22 protein-coding genes and 1 riboswitch are annotated in these 19,186 nt (G+C 72.2%); of the genes, 11 read left to right on the top strand and 11 right to left on the bottom strand.

From position 1 onward, the window contains the following. The first annotated feature begins 217 nt into the window (after window positions 1–217). Window positions 218–1,528 carry an MFS transporter gene (locus LIU39_RS16750; RefSeq protein ID WP_227047514.1) on the top strand — a complete coding sequence of 437 codons (1,311 nt, stop codon included), beginning with the start codon at window positions 218–220 and terminating at the stop codon, window positions 1,526–1,528. On the opposite strand, the gene LIU39_RS16745 is transcribed toward LIU39_RS16750, so the two are convergent. From LIU39_RS16745 to bioB, 4 genes are all read right to left on the bottom strand, one after another. Beyond that, complete coding sequence (locus LIU39_RS16745) at window positions 1,494–2,288, bottom strand: class I SAM-dependent DNA methyltransferase (protein ID WP_227047513.1); 795 nt, start codon at window positions 2,286–2,288, stop codon at window positions 1,494–1,496. The two genes, LIU39_RS16750 and LIU39_RS16745, sit on opposite strands and share 35 nt — an antisense overlap. Before the next feature lie 89 nt (window positions 2,289–2,377). Then, on the bottom strand, window positions 2,378–3,079 hold the full coding sequence (bioD, locus tag LIU39_RS16740; RefSeq protein WP_227047512.1) for a dethiobiotin synthase: 702 nt from the start codon (window positions 3,077–3,079) through the stop codon (window positions 2,378–2,380). A gap of 136 nt (window positions 3,080–3,215) precedes the next feature. Next, entirely contained in the window at window positions 3,216–4,520 is a 1,305-nt protein-coding gene (locus LIU39_RS16735) for an adenosylmethionine--8-amino-7-oxononanoate transaminase (protein WP_227047511.1), read from the bottom strand. Then, window positions 4,513–5,691: a biotin synthase BioB gene (gene bioB / locus LIU39_RS16730; protein ID WP_227047510.1), complete on the bottom strand. Its 1,179-nt coding sequence runs from the start codon at window positions 5,689–5,691 to the stop codon at window positions 4,513–4,515. Before bioB ends, LIU39_RS16735 begins: the two co-directional genes overlap by 8 nt. A gap of 145 nt (window positions 5,692–5,836) precedes the next feature. Between bioB and LIU39_RS16725 the strand changes: the two genes are divergently transcribed. Next, window positions 5,837–7,063 (top strand): 8-amino-7-oxononanoate synthase, encoded by a 1,227-nt coding sequence (locus LIU39_RS16725; RefSeq protein WP_227047522.1) that lies wholly within the window; start codon window positions 5,837–5,839, stop codon window positions 7,061–7,063. Window positions 7,064–7,408: 345 nt separating this feature from the next. Further along, a complete protein-coding gene (locus LIU39_RS16720; RefSeq protein ID WP_227047509.1) occupies window positions 7,409–7,837 on the top strand; it encodes an ATP-binding protein in 429 nt (142 codons plus the stop codon). Window positions 7,838–7,874: 37 nt separating this feature from the next. On the opposite strand, the gene LIU39_RS16715 is transcribed toward LIU39_RS16720, so the two are convergent. Beyond that, window positions 7,875–8,792, bottom strand: a complete 918-nt coding sequence (locus tag LIU39_RS16715) for a LysR family transcriptional regulator (protein WP_227047508.1) — start codon at window positions 8,790–8,792, stop codon at window positions 7,875–7,877. A 71-nt stretch (window positions 8,793–8,863) separates the two neighbouring features. On the opposite strand from LIU39_RS16715, the gene LIU39_RS16710 reads away from it, so the two are divergent. Next, window positions 8,864–9,535 (top strand): LysE family translocator, encoded by a 672-nt coding sequence (locus LIU39_RS16710; protein ID WP_227047507.1) that lies wholly within the window; start codon window positions 8,864–8,866, stop codon window positions 9,533–9,535. 257 nt (window positions 9,536–9,792) lie between these two features. On the opposite strand, the gene LIU39_RS16705 is transcribed toward LIU39_RS16710, so the two are convergent. From LIU39_RS16705 to LIU39_RS16695, 3 genes are all read right to left on the bottom strand, one after another. Then, window positions 9,793–10,266 carry a C40 family peptidase gene (locus LIU39_RS16705; protein WP_227047506.1) on the bottom strand — a complete coding sequence of 158 codons (474 nt, stop codon included), beginning with the start codon at window positions 10,264–10,266 and terminating at the stop codon, window positions 9,793–9,795. A gap of 4 nt (window positions 10,267–10,270) precedes the next feature. Continuing rightward, window positions 10,271–10,458, bottom strand: a riboswitch (cyclic di-AMP (ydaO/yuaA leader). Window positions 10,459–10,789: 331 nt separating this feature from the next. After that, window positions 10,790–11,095: a hypothetical protein gene (locus tag LIU39_RS16700; RefSeq protein WP_227047505.1), complete on the bottom strand. Its 306-nt coding sequence runs from the start codon at window positions 11,093–11,095 to the stop codon at window positions 10,790–10,792. 6 nt (window positions 11,096–11,101) lie between these two features. Then, window positions 11,102–11,743, bottom strand: a complete 642-nt coding sequence (locus LIU39_RS16695; protein ID WP_227047504.1) for an ATP-dependent Clp protease proteolytic subunit — start codon at window positions 11,741–11,743, stop codon at window positions 11,102–11,104. A 59-nt stretch (window positions 11,744–11,802) separates the two neighbouring features. On the opposite strand from LIU39_RS16695, the gene LIU39_RS16690 reads away from it, so the two are divergent. Then, complete coding sequence (locus LIU39_RS16690; RefSeq protein ID WP_227047503.1) at window positions 11,803–12,117, top strand: type II toxin-antitoxin system Phd/YefM family antitoxin; 315 nt, start codon at window positions 11,803–11,805, stop codon at window positions 12,115–12,117. A 68-nt stretch (window positions 12,118–12,185) separates the two neighbouring features. On the opposite strand, the gene LIU39_RS16685 is transcribed toward LIU39_RS16690, so the two are convergent. Next, on the bottom strand, window positions 12,186–13,130 hold the full coding sequence (locus tag LIU39_RS16685) for a M28 family metallopeptidase (RefSeq protein ID WP_227047502.1): 945 nt from the start codon (window positions 13,128–13,130) through the stop codon (window positions 12,186–12,188). 536 nt (window positions 13,131–13,666) lie between these two features. On the opposite strand from LIU39_RS16685, the gene LIU39_RS16680 reads away from it, so the two are divergent. From LIU39_RS16680 to LIU39_RS16655, 6 genes are read left to right on the top strand one after another with little or no spacing between them, the layout of a single operon-like run. Further along, window positions 13,667–13,969 carry an urease subunit gamma gene (locus tag LIU39_RS16680; RefSeq protein ID WP_227047501.1) on the top strand — a complete coding sequence of 101 codons (303 nt, stop codon included), beginning with the start codon at window positions 13,667–13,669 and terminating at the stop codon, window positions 13,967–13,969. 17 nt (window positions 13,970–13,986) lie between these two features. Beyond that, entirely contained in the window at window positions 13,987–14,298 is a 312-nt protein-coding gene (locus LIU39_RS16675) for an urease subunit beta (RefSeq protein ID WP_227047500.1), read from the top strand. Beyond that, a complete protein-coding gene (locus tag LIU39_RS16670) occupies window positions 14,291–16,012 on the top strand; it encodes an urease subunit alpha (RefSeq protein WP_227047499.1) in 1,722 nt (573 codons plus the stop codon). Before LIU39_RS16675 ends, LIU39_RS16670 begins: the two co-directional genes overlap by 8 nt. 51 nt (window positions 16,013–16,063) lie before the next feature. After that, window positions 16,064–16,738, top strand: a complete 675-nt coding sequence (locus LIU39_RS16665; RefSeq protein ID WP_227047498.1) for an urease accessory protein UreF — start codon at window positions 16,064–16,066, stop codon at window positions 16,736–16,738. 55 nt (window positions 16,739–16,793) lie between these two features. Next, the gene (gene ureG, locus LIU39_RS16660; RefSeq protein ID WP_227047497.1) at window positions 16,794–17,495 is read left to right on the top strand and encodes an urease accessory protein UreG; all 702 of its coding nucleotides are present in this window, start codon (window positions 16,794–16,796) and stop codon (window positions 17,493–17,495) included. Continuing rightward, window positions 17,492–18,331 carry an urease accessory protein UreD gene (locus tag LIU39_RS16655; protein WP_227047496.1) on the top strand — a complete coding sequence of 280 codons (840 nt, stop codon included), beginning with the start codon at window positions 17,492–17,494 and terminating at the stop codon, window positions 18,329–18,331. The genes ureG and LIU39_RS16655 overlap by 4 nt, the downstream gene beginning before the upstream one ends. A 45-nt stretch (window positions 18,332–18,376) precedes the next feature. On the opposite strand, the gene LIU39_RS16650 is transcribed toward LIU39_RS16655, so the two are convergent. Both LIU39_RS16650 and LIU39_RS16645 read right to left on the bottom strand, forming a co-directional pair. Then, window positions 18,377–18,751 (bottom strand): hypothetical protein, encoded by a 375-nt coding sequence (locus tag LIU39_RS16650; RefSeq protein WP_227047495.1) that lies wholly within the window; start codon window positions 18,749–18,751, stop codon window positions 18,377–18,379. Window positions 18,752–18,803: 52 nt separating this feature from the next. Beyond that, the gene (locus tag LIU39_RS16645) at window positions 18,804–19,184 is read right to left on the bottom strand and encodes a roadblock/LC7 domain-containing protein (RefSeq protein ID WP_227047494.1); all 381 of its coding nucleotides are present in this window, start codon (window positions 19,182–19,184) and stop codon (window positions 18,804–18,806) included. Window positions 19,185–19,186: the final 2 nt, after the last annotated feature.

Below are 19,186 nucleotides of genomic sequence, written 5' to 3'. Positions count from 1 at the left end.
CCCTCCCGACCGCCCTCTCCACAAGCCCGCACGCACGCAACGGCGCCGCATCCTAAACTGGCGCGTCGGCCGCCCCCGCACGCTCCGGCCACCGGCACCGCCCACAAAGTCCGCGGCCCCCCGAGAACCTGCCCCGCCACGCCCCGCCACCACAGACACCCCCGGCCTCACCCTCTCCCGGACGGCCGCAACTCCCATACGCAGGACTGAAGGACGTATGCCCCACCACCCCTCGCCGTCGGAACACCGGCCGGCCCCCGACGCGACGGCCACGGAAGGAACTGCCGAGTCGGCGCCGGTGCCCGAGCCCGCCGCCGCAGGCCCCCGTGCCGCCTGGTCCGATGCGTACGCCCGTAAGGCCGTCGTCGCCTCCGCCGTCGGCTACGGCCTCGAAGGCTTCGACCTCCTCATCCTCAGCTTCGCGCTCTCCGCGCTCACCGCCGGGCTGCATCTGACGTCGACCCAGGCCGGCTCGCTCACCACGCTCACGCTGATCGGCTGCGTCGTGGGCGGCTTGTTCTTCGGTGTGCTCTCCGACCGTTTCGGCCGGATCCGGGTGCTGAGCTGGTCGATCGTGCTGTTCGCGGTCTTCACCGGACTGACCGCGCTGTCCCAGGACTTCACCCAGCTCGCGATCTTCCGCTTCCTGGCCGGTACGGGCATCGGCGGCGAGTTCGGCATCGGCATGGCGCTGGCCGCCGAAGCCTTCCCCAGCCGCAAGCGCGCCCGCGGTACCTCGTACGTGGGCCTGGGCTGGCAGGCAGGCGTCCTGGCCGCGGCCCTGGTGTCCGCTCCGGTCATCAACACCTGGGGATGGCGCGCCCTGTTCGCCCTCGGTGTGCTGCCTGCCGTGGCGGCCTTCCTCTTCCGCCGCACCATGCACGAGCCGGCCGCGTTCACCGAGGCCGCTGGCGGTGAACGTCCTGCCACCGCACCGCTGCGCAGCCTCGTCGGCACCCCGGCGGCCCGCCGCGCTTCCCTCGGCGTCCTCGTCCTGACGTCCGTCCAGAACTTCGGCTACTACGGCATCATGACCTGGCTGCCGAGCTATCTGTCCCGGCAGTTCGGCTACAGCCTCACCAAGTCCGGTGCCTGGACGGCCGTCACGGTCCTCGGCATGGCCTGCGGCATCCTCGCGTTCGGTCACCTCGCCGACCGCATCGGCCGCCGTCCCACCTTCTGGATCTTCCAGGCCGGCGCGGTCCTCACCGTCCTCGCCTACGCCACCCTCTCCACCCCCACGGCCCTGCTCATCGGCGGCGCGGTGATGGGTGCCTTCGTCAACGGCATGACCGGCGGCTACGGCGCGCTGATCGCCGAGCTGTACCCCACGCAGGCCCGTGCCACCGCGCAGAACGTGCTCTTCAACATCGGCCGCGGGGTCGGCGGTTGCGCGCCCCTGGTGGTCGCCCTGGTCGCCGGGTCGTTCGGGTTCCGGAAGGCGATCGGGCTGCTGGCCGTCCTCTACGTTCTGGACATGGCGGCGATGTTCCTCATTCCGGAGCGGAAGGGCGCGGACCTGGACTGACCGCGGCAAGCGTGATGATCTCCGGGCTGGACCCCGTCAGCGGACTGCGGTCCCAGTCGCCGTACTGTTCCACGGCCGTCAGCCCCGCGTCGGCCAGGAACGCGGACAGCGCGGCGGGCGGCAGGAAGCGCAGGGTGCTGCGGCCGGTGCGGGGCCGTTCGCGGTCGGATGTGGTGAAGGTGGTCGTGAAACGCACCAGTTGGCCTTCGACCGGCGTTGCGACCAGGTGCTCGGTGCGGCCGGTGACGCCGTCCTGGCGGGTCACTTCGACGGCGTGCTCCGGGGCCCACCGTTCCCACGGACGCGCCGACGGGTGGCGGGTCTCGAACGCGAACCGGCCGCCGTCGGCGAGCGCGCCGCGCACGAACGCCAGCGCGTCGCGCAGCGCTGCGTCGTCGAGCAGCACCTGGAAGGCGTGGCCGGTCATCACGATCAGGTCGAACCCGCCGCCCCGGCCGGAGCCGCGGAGCGCAGCGGGGCCGGGCCCGTCGCCGAGGCCGCCGCATACCCACTCGATCCCGGTACGCCCACAGGCACGGGCCCGGTCGAGCATCGCCGCGGCCGGGTCGAGACCGCACAGCCTGCCCGGGTGGCCGCGTTCCCTGGCGCGGTGCAGCAGCGCGCCCGTACCGCAGCCGACGTCCAGGACGGCGCCCGCGGACATCACCAGGCCGAGGTAGAAGTCGTCCGACGCGCCCCAGGGGTTGAGGGTGTCGTACCACTCGGCGAGCCCGGGATCGGCGTACGCGTCATCGACCATGCGGGGAGTGTGCCAGGGCCGCGCCGGGCGGTGCGGGTGGTCCGGCGGATTGCTCCGGGCGGCCTCCGGACGGTGTGCGGCGGGCCGGGTCAGCTCGGCAGCCGGAAGGCGTCCGTGCCGCCGAGGAGCGGCGCCAGCCAGTCCCTTGCCGCGGCTCGGAACGCGTGCGGCGGCAGGCTTCCTGCGCCCTCGGGAATGGCGCCGAGCAGTGGAGCGCCGGCGGCGTCCGGCAGATCGGCGAGATTGCAGCGGGACGCCAGATCGGGCGCCGATGGCCAGCTGCCGATGACCACGCCGGGGCAGTCGAGACCGTACGAGCGCAGGGCGAGCGCGGTGAGCGCGGTCGCGTTGAGGGTTCCCAGGCCGGCCGGTGCGACGATCAGGACGGGCGCGTCCGCGAGCCGCGCGGCGTCGGCGAGGGTGCCGCCGGACCCGTCGAAGCGGACCAGCAGGCCGCCGGCGCCCTCGACCAGCACCAGGTCGTGCGAAGCGGCCAGTTCGGCTGTCGCCTCCGCGACGTCCTGGGGCAGGACCGGCGTCATCCCGGCCCGTGCGGCTGCCGTCGCGGGCGCCAACGGCTCGGGAAAGCGGCCCAGTTCGGCCGTGGTCACGGGGCCGGCCAGCCGCTCGACCTCCGCGGCATCACCGGGTTCATCCGTCCGCACCCCGGTCTGCGCGGGTTTGAGCACGGCCACCGAGCGGCCCTGGGCGAGCGCGGCCGCCGCGAGTGCTGCCGTCGTCACGGTCTTGCCGATCTCCGTGCCCGTGCCCGTCACGAACAGCACCGTCATGGCGCGCCTCCGAGTTGTGTCTTGAGGGGAACAAGGGGATAGGGGAACAAGGGGAGCCAGGGAACAGGTGCGTGGCGCACCGCGCCGCGGCGGCGGGGCCGGTCCGATACCCGAACCGGCCCCGCCGCGCGGCAGTTCAGCCCTCCCGGGCCGCCGCGCACACCGCGGCGCAGATCCGCGCCACGTCGTCGTCGCCCGTGATGTACGGCGGCATCGTGTAGACGAGGTCGCGGAAGGGGCGCAGCCATACGCCCTCCCGGACGGCGGCGGCGGACGCGGCCGCCATGTCGACCTCGTGATCGAGCTGGACCACGCCGATCGCGCCCAGCACCCGCACCTCCCGTACGCCCGGCAGGTCCCGGGCCGGCGCGAGACCCGCCCACAGGCCGGTCTCGATCCGTTTGACCTCCTGCGCCCAGTCCTGGCCGAGCAGCAGCTCGATGGAGGCGTCGGCGATGGCGGCGGCCAGCGGATTGCCCATGAACGTCGGGCCGTGCGCCAGCACCGGCACCTCGCCGCCGGAGATCCCCGCGGCCACGTCCGAGGTGCACAGCGTCGCGGCCAGCGTGAGATAGCCGCCGGTCAGCGCCTTGCCGACGCACATCACGTCCGGTGAGACCCCGGCGTGCCCGGCGGCGAAGAGCGAGCCGGTGCGGCCGAAGCCGGTGGCGATCTCGTCGAAGATCAGCAGCACGCCGTGCGCATCGCAGGCGTCCCGCAGCACCTGGAGATAGCCGGGGGAGTGGAACGTCATCCCGCCCGCGCCCTGCACCACGGGCTCGACGATCACCGCGGCCAACTCGTCGGCGTGCAGGGCGATCAGCTCGTGCAGCCGTGCCGCGTACGCCGGGTCAGGTTCCGCGTCGAAGCCGGGCGGCGGTGCGTCCACGAAGATCTGGCGCGGCAGTACCCCCTGCCACAGCTCGTGCATCCCGCCCTCGGGGTCGCACACGGACATCGGCTGCCAGGTGTCGCCGTGATAGCCGCCCCGCCAGGTGAGCAGCCGCTGTTTGCGCGGCCGGCCGACCGAGCGCCAGTACTGGAGGCACATTTTGACGGCGACCTCGACGGACACCGAACCGGAGTCCGCGAGGAAGACGTGCCGCAATGGGGCAGGTGTGATGTCGACCAGCCGTGTGGCGAGCCGTACGGCGGGTTCGTGGGTGAGCCCGCCGAACATCACATGGCTCATCCGCCCCAGCTGGTCGTGTGCGGCGTCGTTGAGTACGGGGTGGTTGTACCCGTGCACCGCCGACCACCAGGACGACATCCCGTCGACCAACTCCGTGTGGCCACCGGCCGGTTCGGCCAGCCGCAGCCGGACGCCGGCCGCCGACTCGACCAGCAGCGGCGTGCCGCGTCCCGGCATCGGGCCGTAGGGATGCCACACATGCTGCCGGTCGAGCGCGAGCAGGTCGCCCGGGGAGAGGGCCTCAGGCATTGGGCGGCAGTTCGGTGCCTGCGCCCCGGCGGCGTACCGAGACCAGGCCGCGGCGGGCCTCGTCGGACGGCGCGGGCACGGTAGCGGCGGGCGGCGCGTCCGCTGCGGGGTGGCAGGCGTCCGGCGCCTCGCCGTGGCAGCCGCCCGAGCCCTCGCCGCAGCTCTGGACACGGTGCTCGGGCAGGGTGGCGGTGTCCGCGCCCTCCACCTCGAAGCCCGCGTCCGCGATCATCGCGAGGTCGTCCTTGCCCGCCTGGCCCTCACTGGTCAGATAGTCGCCGAGGAAGATGGAGTTGACGAGGTGCAGCGCCAGCGGCTGCATGCTCCGCAGATGCACCTCGCGGCCGCCCGCCAGGCGTACCTCGACGTCCGGGCAGACGAAGCGGGTCATGGCCAGGATGCGCAGCGCGCGCTGCGGCGTGAGGTTCCATTCCTCGGCGAGCGGGGTGCCCTCGAACGGGATGAGGAAGTTGACCGGCACCGAATCGGGGTCCAGCTCCCGCAGTGCGAAGACCACATCCACCAGATCGGCGTCGCTCTCGCCCATCCCGGCGATCAGTCCGGAACAGGCCGACAGGCCGGCCGCCTGGGCCTGTTGCACGGTCGTCACGCGGTCCGAGAAGTCATGCGTGGTGCAGATGTCGCCGTAAGTGGCTTCCGAGGTGTTGAGGTTGTGGTTGTACGCGTCCGCCCCGGCCTCCCGGAGCCGCCCGGCCTGGCCATCGGAGAGCAGCCCCAGGCAGGCGCACACCTCGATGCCCTCGTTCTGTTCCTTGATGGCGGAGATGGTCTCCGAAACCCGGTCCACATCCCTGTCGGTCGGCCCGCGGCCGCTGGCCACCAGGCACACCCGCTTGGCGCCGCCCGCCACGCCCGCAGCCGCCGCCTTCGACGCGTCATCGGGCTTGATCCAGGTGTACTTGAGGATCTCGGCCTTCGAACCGAGGCGCTGCGAGCAGTACGAGCAGTCCTCGGGGCACAGGCCCGACTTGAGATTGACGAGGTAGTTGAGCTTGACCCGCCGCCCGAACCACTGACGGCGTACCTTTCCGGCCGCGGCCACGACTTCGAGCAGTTCGTCATCGGACGTCGCCAGTACGGCGAGGGCCTCTTCGCGGGTCGGCAGCTCACGCCGCAGCCCCTTGTCCACCAGAGTGTTCAGCAGCTCCATGCCGTTGATCCTGACGTACGGCACCGCCCCGGGCCAAGGAGGATTCCCACAACGACCTCGGCTCGGGGTGTGGGTATCACCACACTGTGTACGGGTGTAACGACCGCTAACGTCTATCGACAGCCCACAATCGAGAAGGATGCCGATGCCGCAGGACACCGCACCGCCGCAGACTCGGGACGCACACACCGTGCCGCCCGCCGACCCCGCAGCGGCACCCGTACGCGAGGCATTCGGCGCGGCATTCGACTGGCTCGATACGGCGCGTGCCGAACGCCGGCGGGCGGGCCTGGTCCGCACCCTGCGCCCGCGCTCCGCCGACTCCGCGCTGCTGGATCTGGCCTGCAACGACTACCTCGGATTCGCCCGGCACCCCGAGGTGACCCGCGCCGCCGCCCAGGCCGCGCACCGCTGGGGCGCGGGCGCCACCGGATCCCGGCTGGTGACCGGCAGCACCGAACTGCACACCGGGCTGGAGTCCGAACTCGCCGCGTTCTGCGGCTTCGAGGCCGCCCTGGTGCTGTCATCCGGCTACGCCGCGAACCTCGCAGCCGTCACCGCGCTCACCGGACCCGGCACCCTCGTGGCCTCCGACGCGGGCAACCATGCCTCCCTCATCGACGGTTGCCGGCTCTCCCGGGCCCGTACCACCGTCGTCCCGCACGCCGACCCGCGGGCCGTGGCCGCCGCGCTGGCCGGCCACGGCGGCCGGGCGCTCGCGGTGACCGACGGGGTGTTCTCCGTCGACGGCGACGCGGCCCCGCTGCCCGCCATCGCCCAGGTCTGCCGGGCGCACGGCGCGGGCCTGCTCGTCGACGACGCGCACGGACTGGGCGTCCTGGGCGACGGCGGCCGCGGCGCGACGGCGGCCGCGGGGCTGGCCGGTGACGCCGACGTCGTCGCCACCCTGACCCTGTCCAAATCCCTCGGCGGACAGGGCGGCGCGGTGCTCGGCCCGGCACGCGTCATCGAGCATCTGGTCAACACCGCGCGGACGTTCATCTTCGATACCGGCCTGGCACCCGCAGCGGTCGGCGCCGCACTGGCCGCGCTGCGGCTGCTCCGCCGCGAACCCGGGCGCGCCGACCGGGTGCGCACCGTCGCCACGCAGCTGCACCGCCGCCTCACCGCCGCGGGCCTGGCCGCCGTACGCCCGGACGCCGCCGTCGTCTCGGTACGCGCCCCGTCCCCTGACCAGGCGGTCCGCTGGGCCGCCGACTGCCGGGAGGCCGGGCTCGTCGTCGGCTGCTTCCGCCCGCCGTCCGTGCCGGACGGCATCTCCCGGCTGCGGCTCACCGCCCGTGCCGACCTCACCGACGCGCAGATCGACAGGGCGGTCGAGGTGATCGTGGCCACCGCACCCCGCGGCTGAGGGCACCGGACGCCCGGCGGGCCCGGAGGCGACAGCCCTCCCCAGAGGTTTACCGGCCCCGCCCGGCGAGTATGAGGCGGGTACAGCGTTCGCGGGCGCCGCGTGGGGGACCGGCACCGGCGGGCCGGTGTGCGTCCCCGCCGCCCAAATCCGTTCTCGCATAGCAGAGTTCACCGCATTGAGCGACAGACGTGGGCATATCGTGGTGGATCGACGCCATACCGGCAGCATGGATGGCAGTCTGACGCGCAGCAGCAGCCCGAGGCCGTATCGATGTCCGAGCGGCACCTCGCTCCTGGTCGGTGCGCCGGAATCGAGCCTCGGTGGGAAAAGGACGGCGTCGCGATGGCAGACCACCAGGAATCCTCACTCACGCTGCCGAGCGAGCCCGCCTCGGTGCGGCTGGCCCGCAGATACGTGAGCGACGTGCTCGGCGACTGGGGCCTGCCGTCGCACGCGGTGCGCGCCGACGCCCTCCGGCTGATCATCTCCGAACTCGCCACCAACGCCGTCCAGCACACCCTGGGCCGCTCCCCGACCTTCACCGTGGAACTGCGGCTCGACCGCGACGAGCAGCTCCGCGTCGGCGTCACCGACAGCCATCCGCGCCACCCGCAGCGGCTGCCCGCGGCGGTGCAGCAGGACAACGGACGCGGCCTGGTCATCATCCGCTTCCTCGCCGCGGAAGCCGGCGGCCGCATGACGGTCGAACCGACTCCCAACGGCGGCAAGACCGTCTGGATCTCCCTGCCCTGGACGGCCACCGCCCGCTGACCCCCCCGCCCGTCACCGGGCACGCCACCCCACGGCCTCACTGCACGGCGCCGCCACGGGTGAACGCGCCGCGCAGCAGCGCCTGCAAGGTGTCGGCGGCCGGCGAGCCGCCACCGGGGCGGTAGGCCACCGAGATCGTGCGGTGCAGCTCGGGCGGCTCCAGCCGGCGCACTCCCAGCGGCGTCACCGACCCGGCCGCCGTCATCTCCGGCACCACCGCCACCCCCAGACCCGCGCTCACCAGAGCACACACCACCGCATACCCCGGCGACTCGCAGCGCACCGCTACGCTCGCGCCGGCGGCCGCGAGCGCCGCTTCCACGCCGCGCCGATGGGGGTTGGCGGGGGCCATGCTGACCAGCGGCTGCCCGGCCAGACCGGACAGCGGCAGCCGGCCCTGGCCCGCCGACAGGACATGCCCAGGAGCCGTGACGAGTACCAGTTCCTCGGTCAGCAGCGGCTCCAGCCGCACCCCCTCGGGCGCGGGCATCGGATCCCCCGGCACGTAGGCGTGCGTCAGCGCCAGATCCACCTCGCCGAGCGCCACTGCCCGCATACCCAGCGGCGGCTCGTACTCCGTGACGCTCAGCTCCACATCCGGGTGCGCGCGGCGGAACGCGCTGAGCACGGGCGGCAGCAGATGCGTACCAGCCGTCATGAACGTGCCCACCCGCAGCCGGCCGCCGGACAGGCCCGCCAGTTGTGCCAACTCGTGCCGCGCCCGGTCCAGCTCGTCCAGCGCCCGCCGGGCCCGGACCAGCAGCAGCTCCCCGGCGGCCGTCAGTCGTGCCCCGCGGTGGTGGCGCACGAGCAGCGCCGTCCCGGCCTCCCGCTCCAGTTTGGCGAGCTGCTGGGAGAGTGCGGGCGCGGTGTAGCCGAGCCGCGCGGCGGCCCGGCCGATGGATCCCGCCTCCGCGACCGCCACCAGGGCGGCCAGCCGCGTGGGGTCGTACATAAGAACCTCTTTAGCCTGACGAAGAAGATTGCCACTCCCCATTAAAGGCTCTGACCAGCGATGATTGCGTCATGGACGGACAGCTGATCACCTTCACCGGAGTCGCCGCGGGCATGGTCGTCATGCCGGGCGCGGACTTCGCGGTCGTGGTGCGCAACGCACTCGGCTCGCGCCGGGCGGGGGTGGCCTGCGCGGTCGGGGTCGCGGGCGGGCTGCTGGTGCACACCGCCCTGGCGGTGGCCGGACTCGCGGCCGTGCTCGTCGCCGTGCCCGTGTTGTTCGGCGCCGTCCAGGTCCTCGGCGGGGCCTACCTGCTGTACCTCGGAGTCCGCGCGCTGATGACCGTCATACGCCGTCCCGCCGCCGAGGCACCCACGGCCGGCGAGGACGCCGCGGCACCAGCCGCAGAGCCCGCCATGCACCAGGGGCCGTCCGCCGACGTCGGCCGGAGCCTGCGCCAGGGCTTTCTCACGAATGCCCTCAACCCCAAGGCGCCGGTGCTCTTCCTCAGCCTGCTCCCGCAGTTCGTCCCCGCGGGAGCACCCGCGCTTCCGCGCACCCTGTTGCTCGCCACGATCGTCGTCGCGATGGCGCTGGTGTGGTTCCCCGCCGTCGCCCTGCTCGTCGACCGGCTCGGCAACTGGCTGCGCCGCCCGCGCGTCACCCGTGCCCTGGAGGCCACCACCGGCGCACTGCTGACCACGCTCGGCGGCATCCTCCTCGTCGAGGTGGCGCTCGCCTGACCGCGCCGCTCCCTCGCGCACGCGGACGGCCGCGGCCGCGCGCCTCCGGCAGTGCCAACGGCGGGCAGACGCGGGGGAGTTCGGCGGTGGACGCCACCGGCGTCGCACCGCCGGCGGATGGGCGGCCCCCGCGCGTCGCGGAGGCCGGCGGACTGTTCCGTTTCGAGGTCACCCGGTCAAATTACCGGCACCCACTGACAATTGACCGGGACGCGGTGTCCGTGCAGCTCAACAAGGTGCCGGTGGCGGCCGCCCGCTCACCGGACCCGCCCGTACCAGACGGCCTTGCTCCAGATCTTGTCCAGGCGGACGACGGTGCCGGTCCTGGGCGCATTCCAGATGCGGCCCCGGCCGGCGTAGATCCCGACGTGGTAAATGCCGCTGCCCGTATGGAAGAAGACCAGGTCACCGGTCCTGCGGGCGGAGGCGGGGAGATGCCGGGTGTGGTTGTACTGCGCGGCCGCGGTGCGGGGCAGTTTCTTGCCCGCGTGCCGGAACGCGTACTGCGTGAGCCCCGAACAGTCGAAACGGTGTGGTCCCCGGGCGCCGAACTGGTACGGCGCCCCCTTCTTGGAGGCGGCGATCCGCAGCGCCGCCGCGGAGACGCTCGACGCTTCGGCGCCGCCGGTCACTCCGGGCGCCGGGATGATGCCGCCGACGGTGGCGAGCGCCAGGGCCGAAATCGTTCCGGCGCGGGCCACTGCTGTCGGTACCTGCCTGCGCACAGCCATGCGCGAACCCTTCGTCAGCCGCCTGCGAAGGAAGACCTGTCGGGTTCGGGCAGGCGAAGATGCCCGGCCGTGCGTACGGCTTCACCCCAAGGAGCCCGTCGGCCGTGGCGGCCGTGGCTCCGTCGTGCTCGGGTCCTCCGCTCCTGCCGATCCAACCGCGTCGACCGGACATCCGGACGGCGGCAGGATTAGGCGCCCGTCCGGACCGCCCCGTCGCTGTGGCGGGGTCTTGTCGTCGAAAGGATCGTTACGCATGCGGCGCCCGAAATAAGCGCTGAAATGACCCTATGTGACATTGGTCACACGGGGCCCATGTGGGGAGTTGCACCACTCGCGGCGTGGGGAAAGGCCCGGGGCCGGGCCCGGGACCAGGCGCGAAGCCCGATCCGCCGCGCCGGTCAAGGCGACTCGCCGCAATCCGGGCGCCGTTTGCCGATGCCGCCGGCGCTACGCCGTACGAGCGAGCCGGGCCGGGACGTGTCGCGCGCCCGGCGTCCAAGCGGCCGGGTGCGCGGCCGCCGCCTCACGTGTCCTCCGGTGGCACCGAAACGCGCCCGGCCCGGCGCTCGCCGTCGAGTACCCGCAGCGCCCGGCCGAGCGTCCCGCCGTGCAGTTCGCTCTCGCCCCGCTCGTGCATCAGCGCCAGCGCGTCCCGCAGTCCGGCGGCCTTGCCGGCCAGCGCCTGGGCGGCCCGCAGACCGCCGTAGGTGTGCCCGCCGCGCGCCGGGTTGATCCGGCCCAGCAGGTCCAGGACCTCCAGGTATCGGTCGATCAGTTCGCCCTCGGCCCGGGTCAGCGCGGGCAGCGGAGGGAGTTCGGACGGCGGCACCGGACGTCACCGCGCGCCGGGCGCCGCGGAGGTCTTGCGGGCGCGGGTGACCCCGTCGATCAGGCCGTACTCCTGGGCGGCGCGGACGTCGAAGATCTTGTCCCGCTCGATGTCGGCGGCGATCCGTTCGCGCGGTAGGCCGGTGTGCCGTTGCAGCAGTTCTTCCAACTTGTCGCGGGTGCGCAGCAGTTCGTCCGCCTGGATCCGCAGGTCGGTGGCCTGGCCCTGGACCGGCTCGCTGAGGGCGGGCTGGTGGATCAGCATCCGGGCGCCCGGCAACGCCAGCCGCTTGCCCGGGGTGCCGGCGGCCAGCAGTACCGCGGCGGCGGATGCGGCCCGGCCGAGGCAGACCGTCTCCACGTCGCAGGTCACGTACTGCATCGTGTCGTAGATCGCGGTCATCGCGGTGAACGAGCCGCCGGGGGAGTTGATGTAGAGCGAGATGTCCTGCTCGGGGGCGGCGTGTTCGAGGTACATGAACTGTGCCATCACGTCGTTGGCCGAGGCGTCGTCGATGGGGGTGCCCAGGAAGACGATGCGCTCGCCGAGCAGCTTCGAGTAGGGGTCCATCGTGCGCGTGCCGTTGCTGGTGCGCTCGGTGAACTCCGGCAGGACGTAGCGGGCCATGGGGTGCGGTGCATGCGGCATGACTGCTCCTCTCCTCTGTAAAAAATGTACAGGACGTACATCCCGTTAGAATGGGGAGCATGGCCTACGAGATTCCCGTGACGCAAGCCCGCGCCGAGCTGGCGGATCTGATCAACCGCGTCGTCTACGGCGGGGAGCGCGTGGTCGTCACCCGCCACGGCAAACCGCTCGTCGCGCTGGTTTCGGCCGCTGACCTGCAGCTGCTGGAGGAGCTGGGGCGGCCTGCCGGGGACGCGGAGGAGGAGCAGGTGATCAGCACGGTGTCGGCCGTGCGGCCGGCCGCGTCCGCTCCGGGCGAACGGCGGCGTTTCGGCATCGCCGCGGAACACCGCGACCCGGCCGCCGGGGATCGGCGACCGGGTCGGGAGGGCTGACCGTACGGCGCTGCGGCCCGCCCGCGCCGGAGGAGGCGCGGGTCGGCCGGTGAGCGGCCGGGTGCGGGTCAGGAGCTGAGCTGCCACAGGGCGTTGGCGATGGCGTCGGTGTGGTTGTCCAGCGCGGTGTCGTCGATGTTCTTCGACGTGTCGCAGGAGGCGTGGTAGCAGGCGTCGAACGCCTTGCCCGCCTCGCCGCCCCATGCCTTGGCCTGTGCGTCGGTCTTGATGTAGTCGGCGCCGGAGAAGAGCCCGCCCACCGGGACTCCGGCGTCCTTGAACGGCGCGTGGTCGGAGCGGCCGTCGCCCTCGGTCTCCTTCTCGGTCGCGATGTTCTTGGTGGCGAACCAGTCCTTGAAGACCTTTTCGAGGCGCGCGTCGTCGTCGTAGACGAAGTAGCCGGGGTTCGGCGAGCCGATCATGTCGAAGTTGAGGTACGAGTCGAGCTTCGCGGTGTCGCCGCCGAGGGACTCGACGTAGTTCTGCGAGCCGATCATGCCGTCCTCCTCGTCGCCCCACCAGCCGAACCGCAGGTGCTTGGTGGGCTTGAGGTCGGCCTTGGCGACCGCGAGTGCGACCTCCAGGATGCCGGCCGAGCCGGATCCGTTGTCGTTGATGCCGGGGCCCGCGGGGACGGAGTCGAGGTGGGCCCCGGACATCACGGTCTTGCTCTCGTCGCCGCCCGGCCAGTCGGCGATGATGTTGTACCCCTTCGCGCCGCCGCTGCTGAACTCCTGGAGCTTCGTGGTGAAGCCGGCGGCGTCGAGCTTGCCCTTGATGTAGTCGACCGATGCCTGGTAACCGGCGGTGCCGTGGGCGCGGTTGCCGTTGTTGGCGTCGGCTATGGACTGGAGCTTGGCGAGGTCGGCCTTGACGTTCGCCACGGGGATGTCGGGCGCGGCGAGTGTGCCGGGGGTGGCCTGGGCCGAGGCCGCGGTGCCCAGCAGGGCGACGGCGGCGGCGCAGGCGCCGGCGGCCAGGACGGCGCGGCGGGTACGGGCAGAGCGAGTCACGGTGTGGCTCCGATGCTGGTGTGGGGGGTGGTGCGGAGCTGTTTTGACGCGCACATGAGGATTGTGAGCATCGGAGCCGCCGTCAAGACCACATAACGGACAGCCGCGTCCGCGGAGCGGTTCATGTCCGTTACGGGCGGAAAGTCTGCGCCGCTGTTCGCGCCCCCTGTCCATGCCTCCGTCCGCCGTGCGGGGATTGCGGCTCTTCCGGAGTGTGGAATTCGCCACCGCTTTCCATCGGGCCGGAGAAACCCCGCGGGGAAGGCGGGTCCGGGAATTCGGTCGCCGTGCGGTAACGCCGGGTAATGGGTGACGTGTTGTCCCGGACGCGAGAAGGGTTCCGCGCCCATCCGCCCTGGTAACGCGGACGAAATCCCGGCGAACTAGCCTCTGCTCGTCGGGTTGTTGGTGGCCTTCCGCTGACGGTTAGTTTGCTCGTCCTTTAATTACTGTGTGATACATCTACCAATGCAGGTGTGTGGACGCCTGTGACCTGGGTGAACATCAAACCCGGGGCGGACTGTGAGGTGGAACGTATGCAACTGACCCCGCATGAGCAGGAACGCCTGATGATTCATGTGGCGGCAGACGTGGCCGAAAAGCGACGAGCCCGGGGGCTGAAGCTCAACCATCCGGAATCCATTGCCCTGCTCACCGCTCACATCCTCGAAGGCGCGCGGGACGGCCGTACGGTCGCCGAGCTGATGTCCTCCGGGCGCAAGGTGCTGAGCCGGGACGACGTCATGGAAGGCGTCCCGGAAATGATTCACGACGTGCAGGTCGAAGCCACGTTCCCCGACGGCACCAAGCTCGTCACCGTTCACGAACCCATCAACTGACCGCGGGAGAGCAGAACATGATCCCGGGACAGATCCTCTACGCCGAAGAGCCGGTGCGCCTCAACGATGGCCTCCCCCTCACGCGCATGACCGTCCTCAACGCCGCCGACCGCCCCGTGCAGGTCGGCTCCCACTACCACTTCGCCGAGGCCAACCCCGGTCTCGAATTCGACCGCGCGGCCGCGCACGGTCAGCGGCTCAACGTTCCCGCCGGCTCCGCCGTGCGCTTCGAGCCCGGCATACCCACCGAGATCGAACTCGTCCCCATCGGGGGCAAGCGGATCGTCGCGGGACTGCGCGGCGAGACCGGAGGCTCCCTCGATGGCTGATCTGACGCGACAGGCGTACGCCGACCTGTTCGGCCCCACCACAGGCGACCGCATCCGGCTCGCCGACACCGACCTCGTCATCGAGATCGAGGAAGACCGCTCCGGAGGTCCCGGCAGGGCGGGTGACGAAGCCGTCTTCGGCGGCGGCAAGGTCATCCGCGAATCGATGGGCCAGTCCCGCACCACCCGTGCCGAGGGCGCCCCGGACACGGTGATCACCGGTGCCGTCGTCCTCGACCACTGGGGCATCGTCAAGGCCGACATCGGCATCCGTGACGGCCGGATCGTCGCCCTGGGCAAGGCCGGCAACCCCGACACCATGGACGGCGTCCACCCCGACCTCGTCATCGGCCCCGAGACCGAGATCATCGCCGGCAACGGCAAGATACTCACCGCGGGCGCCATCGACACCCACGTCCACTTCATCTGCCCCCAGCAGGTGGACGAGGCGCTGGCGTCCGGCGTCACCACCCTCGTGGGCGGTGGCACAGGGCCCGCCGAAGGCAGCAAGGCCACCACCATCACCCCCGGTGCCTGGCACATCTCCCGGCTGCTGGAGTCGATGGACTCGCTGCCGGTCAACGTCGGCCTGCTGGGCAAGGGCAACACCATGTCCGTCGCCTCGATGCGCGACCAGCTGCGGGCCGGCATCCTCGGCTTCAAGATCCACGAGGACTGGGGCGCGACCCCCGCCGTCCTTGACGCCTGCCTGAACGTCTGTGAGGAGAGCGGCGCCCAGCTCGCGATCCACACGGACACCCTCAACGAGGCCGGATTCCTCGGCGACACCCTCGCCGCCATCGCCGGGCGCTCCATCCACGCCTTCCACGTCGAGGGCGCGGGCGGCGGCCACGCCCCCGACATGATCGCGATGGTCTCCGAGCCGAACGTGCTGCCGGCGTCCACCAACCCCACGCGGCCGCACACCGTCAACACCGTCGAGGAACACCTCGATATGCTGATGGTCTGCCACCACCTCAACCCCGCCGTCCCCGAGGACCTCGCCTTCGCCGAGTCCCGGATCAGGCCCTCCACCATCGCCGCCGAGGACATCCTGCACGACCTCGGTGCCATCTCGATCATGTCGTCCGACGCCCAGGCCATGGGCCGGATCGGCGAGGTCGTGATGCGTACGTGGCAGACCGCGCACGTCATGAAGAAGCGCCGCGGCACCCTCACGGGCGACGGCAGCGCCGACAACCGGCGCGCCCGCAGGTACGTCGCGAAGTACACCATCAACCCGGCCGCGGCCCAGGGCATCGACCACGTCATCGGCTCGGTCGAGGACGGCAAGCTCGCCGACCTCGTCCTGTGGGAGCCGGCGTTCTTCGGCGTCAAGCCGCTGCTCGTCATCAAGGGCGGCCAGATCGCGTACGCGCAGGTGGGCGACGCCAATGCGTCCATCCCCACCCCGCAGCCGATCCTGCCCCGCCCGATGTTCGGCGCGATCGGCAAGGCCCCGGGCAGCAACTCCGTCAACTTCGTCTCCCCGCAGGCCGTCGAGGACGGCATCGCCGAGCGGCTCCCGCTGGCGAAGGCGTACGAGCCGATCCGCAGCACCCGCGGCGTCACCAAGGCATCGATGCGCAACAACGACGCCCTGCCGCGGGTCCACGTCGACCCGGACACCTTCACGGTGACCATCGACGGCGAGGTCGTCGAACCGGCCCCCGCCGCCGAACTCCCCATGGCCCAGCGCTACTTCCTCTTCTGATGCGGCAACGATGAACACCCCGGTCAACCCCACGCACCACCCGGTCCGCCGATGAGCCGGGCCGCACTGCTCGTCCTCGCCGACGGCCGGTTCCCCGCCGGAGGGCACGCCCACTCCGGCGGCGCCGAACCGGCCGTCACCGCGGGACGCATCAAGGACGCCGCCACCCTGGAGCGGTTCTGCCGCGGGCGGCTGCACACCGCGGGACTGGTCGCCGCGGGCCTCGCCGCGGCGGCCGCGGCCGGCGCCGACCCGCTCCTCCTGGACGACGCAGCCGACGCCCGCACCCCCGTGCCCGCACTGCGGCAGGTCGCCCGGCGGCTCGGCCGGCAGATGATGCGGGCCGCCCGCGCCACCTGGCCGTCCGACGCGCTCGACGCGCTCGCCGCGGCCCGGCCGCGCGGCGCCCACCAGCCCATCGTCCTCGGCCTCGCCGCCCGGTCGGCCGGCCTGACCCCGCTGGACGCCGCGTACGCCGTCGCCTACGAGAACATCAGCGGCCCGGCGACCGCCGCCGTACGCCTGCTCAGCCTCGACCCCTTCGACGCCACCGCCGTTCTCGCCCACCTCGCCGCCGACCTGGACCGGGTCGCCGCGCAGGGAGCCGAGGCCGCGGCGCGCGTCGCCACCGAAGGAGTTGATGCCCTGCCCGCCGCATCCGCGCCGCTGCTCGACATCACCGCCGAACAGCACGCCGCCTGGCCGGTACGGCTCTTCGCCTCCTGAACGAACTCACACCACCGCGCCGCACACCCGCGGCCGCACGCACAACGGAGTGACCATGCACCTCGACCACGAGCTCGACGAGATGTTCCCCGAGCGCCACACCCACAGCGCCGCCGTCCCCAAGCGCCCCGACGGCACCCGGCGCGCGCTGCGCATCGGCCTGGGCGGCCCGGTCGGCACCGGCAAGACCGCGACGGTCGCCGCGCTCTGCCGGGCGCTGCGCGACGAGCTGTCCATCGCCGTCGTCACCAATGACATCTACACCCGCGAGGACGCCGAATTCCTGCTGCGCGAGGCGGTACTGCCCGCCGAGCGCATCCAGGCCGTCGAGACCGGCGCCTGCCCGCACACCGCCATCCGCGACGACATCTCCGCCAACCTGGAGGCGGTGGAGGACCTGGAGGAAGCGGTCGGCCCGTTGGACCTGATCCTCGTCGAGTCCGGCGGCGACAACCTCACCGCCACCTTCTCCAAGGGCCTGGTCGACTTCCAGATCTTCGTGATCGACGTCGCGGGCGGCGACGACATCCCCCGCAAGGGCGGCCCCGGCGTCACCTCTGCCGACCTCCTCGTCATCAACAAGACCGACCTCGCCCCGTACGTCGGCGTCGACCTGGAAGGCATGGCACGCGACGCCAAGGCCCAGCGCGGCGAACTGCCCGTCGCCTTCACCGCGTTGAAGAAGGAGAACGGCGTCAAGCCGGTCTCGGACTGGGTCCGCACGAAGCTCGCCGACTGGACCGCGGGCCCCGCATGACCGCCGCGCCCACCACGCTCGCCCGGCCCCCGCGCACCCCGGCATCGACGGCGGGCCTGCACGCCACCGCCCGCATCACCGCCCGCGCCGACGCGCACGGCATCACCCGGCTGCCCGTCCTGGACGGCGCGGGGCCGTTCGCGCTGCGCCGGATCGGCGGGCACGGACCGCAGGCCCGGATCTGCGTGGTGGGCGCGATGAGCGCCCCGCTCGGCGGCGACCGGCTGGCCATCGACGCCACCGCCGAGTCCGGCGCAGCCCTGCATCTGACGGCGGCGGCCGCGACGGTCGCACTGCCCGGCCGGACCGGCGAGGCCGCCACCTACGACGTCCGGCTGACGGTCGGCGACGGTGCGCGGCTCGACTGGCTGCCCGAACCGCTGATCTCCGCCGAGGGCAGCGACCTGTGGATGACCACCACCGTCGAACTCGCCCCCACCGCCCGCCTGGTGCTGCGCGAGGAACAGGTCCTGGGCCGCACCGGCGAGCACACCGGCACGCTGCACAGCCGGCTGACGGTACGGCGCGCCGGACGCACGCTGCTGGACCAGGAGACCGCCTACGGGCCCGGCGTCCCCGGTTGGGACACCTCCGCGGTCCTCGACGCGCAACGCGCCGTCGGCCAACTCCTCGTCGTCCAGCCCGAGTTCGACGAGCACCCGGCAGCGGTGCAACTGCTCGGCGACGCCGCGGGCGGACCGACAGGAGAGTCCGCAGGGCAGGGCGTACTGGCGCCGCTGGCGGGCCCCGCGGCGCTTGTCACCGCCGTCGCTCCGGACGCCCTGCGGCTGCGGCGCCTCCTGGACGACGCGGCCCGGTACACAGCGGCCGGCTGAAACCGTCCGGCGGGCGGGGGCGGAAAGCCGGCGCCCCCGCCCCGCTCACACCTCCAACTCGGCCTCCAGGCGCGCGAGGCGGTGCCGTGCCAGTGCGAGGTTGGCGCGCTTGCGGTCCAGCACCAGGTAAAGGAAGAGGCCGTTGCCGCTCCTGCCGGTCAGCGGGCGCAGCAGGTGGTACTGCGAGGTCAGCGTGATGAGCATGTCCTCGATGGAACCCTGGAGTTCCAGCATTTCCATGGTGCGCAGCTTCGCCCGTACGACGTCGGTGTTTCCGGCCGCCGCGACATTGAGGTCCAGGGCATGGTTGTCGCCCAGGGTGACCAGCGACATTCCGCTGGTGTAATCGACGAGGGCGATACCGATGGCGCCATCGATGTTCGACATTGCTTCGGCGAGCGCGGATTCCATCTGAGCCATAGCGGGTGGTGACCTTTCCATCGACAGGGTGGGACATGGTGTGCGGGAGGGGTCAGGCGTCCGGGGCGGTGTCCACCAGCGTGCCGATGCGCGCCGCGGTCTGGCGGGCCTGGAGATGCAGCCGGCCCACGTTGGTCTCGGGGCTCGCGACGGCGGTGAGCACCGCGCCGGTGCCGGCCGCGTAGACGGCGATGTACCCGTTGGCGCCGCGAGTCAGGGACTCCTCGAAGGCACCCTGACCGGTCGCCTCCGTGAGGCGCTTGGCGACGCCGATGGCCGCGGCGGTGAGCGCGGCGAGGCCGTCCGGTTCGATGTCCCGCAGATCGTGTGCGATGACCATGCCGTCGGTGCTGGCCACCATGCCGCCCTGAAGATGGCGCACCTGATCGCGCAGCGTGTGCAGTTCCTCCCGCACGCGGGGTTCGATCGTCATCA

This window comes from Streptomyces pinistramenti (assembly GCF_020564935.1).
In the GTDB taxonomy this organism is placed as follows: domain Bacteria; phylum Actinomycetota; class Actinomycetes; order Streptomycetales; family Streptomycetaceae; genus Streptomyces; species Streptomyces pinistramenti.
The sequence above is the reverse complement of the archived record's forward strand: the minus strand, read 5'-3'. Positions and strand labels throughout refer to the sequence as shown.

What these genes read in the sequence shown, in the direction of transcription:
- LIU39_RS16750 (WP_227047514.1), top strand. Translation starts at nt 218, where the DNA reads ATGCCCCACCACCCCTCGCCGTCGGAACACCGGCCGGCCCCCGACGCG.
- LIU39_RS16745 (WP_227047513.1), bottom strand. Translation starts at nt 2,288, where the DNA reads ATGGTCGATGACGCGTACGCCGATCCCGGGCTCGCCGAGTGGTACGAC.
- bioD (WP_227047512.1), bottom strand. Translation starts at nt 3,079, where the DNA reads ATGACGGTGCTGTTCGTGACGGGCACGGGCACGGAGATCGGCAAGACC.
- LIU39_RS16735 (WP_227047511.1), bottom strand. Translation starts at nt 4,520, where the DNA reads ATGCCTGAGGCCCTCTCCCCGGGCGACCTGCTCGCGCTCGACCGGCAG.
- bioB (WP_227047510.1), bottom strand. Translation starts at nt 5,691, where the DNA reads ATGGAGCTGCTGAACACTCTGGTGGACAAGGGGCTGCGGCGTGAGCTG.
- LIU39_RS16725 (WP_227047522.1), top strand. Translation starts at nt 5,837, where the DNA reads ATGCCGCAGGACACCGCACCGCCGCAGACTCGGGACGCACACACCGTG.
- LIU39_RS16720 (WP_227047509.1), top strand. Translation starts at nt 7,409, where the DNA reads ATGGCAGACCACCAGGAATCCTCACTCACGCTGCCGAGCGAGCCCGCC.
- LIU39_RS16715 (WP_227047508.1), bottom strand. Translation starts at nt 8,792, where the DNA reads ATGTACGACCCCACGCGGCTGGCCGCCCTGGTGGCGGTCGCGGAGGCG.
- LIU39_RS16710 (WP_227047507.1), top strand. Translation starts at nt 8,864, where the DNA reads ATGGACGGACAGCTGATCACCTTCACCGGAGTCGCCGCGGGCATGGTC.
- LIU39_RS16705 (WP_227047506.1), bottom strand. Translation starts at nt 10,266, where the DNA reads ATGGCTGTGCGCAGGCAGGTACCGACAGCAGTGGCCCGCGCCGGAACG.
- LIU39_RS16695 (WP_227047504.1), bottom strand. Translation starts at nt 11,743, where the DNA reads ATGCCGCATGCACCGCACCCCATGGCCCGCTACGTCCTGCCGGAGTTC.
- LIU39_RS16690 (WP_227047503.1), top strand. Translation starts at nt 11,803, where the DNA reads ATGGCCTACGAGATTCCCGTGACGCAAGCCCGCGCCGAGCTGGCGGAT.
- LIU39_RS16680 (WP_227047501.1), top strand. Translation starts at nt 13,667, where the DNA reads ATGCAACTGACCCCGCATGAGCAGGAACGCCTGATGATTCATGTGGCG.
- LIU39_RS16675 (WP_227047500.1), top strand. Translation starts at nt 13,987, where the DNA reads ATGATCCCGGGACAGATCCTCTACGCCGAAGAGCCGGTGCGCCTCAAC.
- LIU39_RS16670 (WP_227047499.1), top strand. Translation starts at nt 14,291, where the DNA reads ATGGCTGATCTGACGCGACAGGCGTACGCCGACCTGTTCGGCCCCACC.
- LIU39_RS16665 (WP_227047498.1), top strand. Translation starts at nt 16,064, where the DNA reads ATGAGCCGGGCCGCACTGCTCGTCCTCGCCGACGGCCGGTTCCCCGCC.
- ureG (WP_227047497.1), top strand. Translation starts at nt 16,794, where the DNA reads ATGCACCTCGACCACGAGCTCGACGAGATGTTCCCCGAGCGCCACACC.
- LIU39_RS16655 (WP_227047496.1), top strand. Translation starts at nt 17,492, where the DNA reads ATGACCGCCGCGCCCACCACGCTCGCCCGGCCCCCGCGCACCCCGGCA.
- LIU39_RS16650 (WP_227047495.1), bottom strand. Translation starts at nt 18,751, where the DNA reads ATGGCTCAGATGGAATCCGCGCTCGCCGAAGCAATGTCGAACATCGAT.
- LIU39_RS16645 (WP_227047494.1), bottom strand. Translation starts at nt 19,184, where the DNA reads ATGACGATCGAACCCCGCGTGCGGGAGGAACTGCACACGCTGCGCGAT.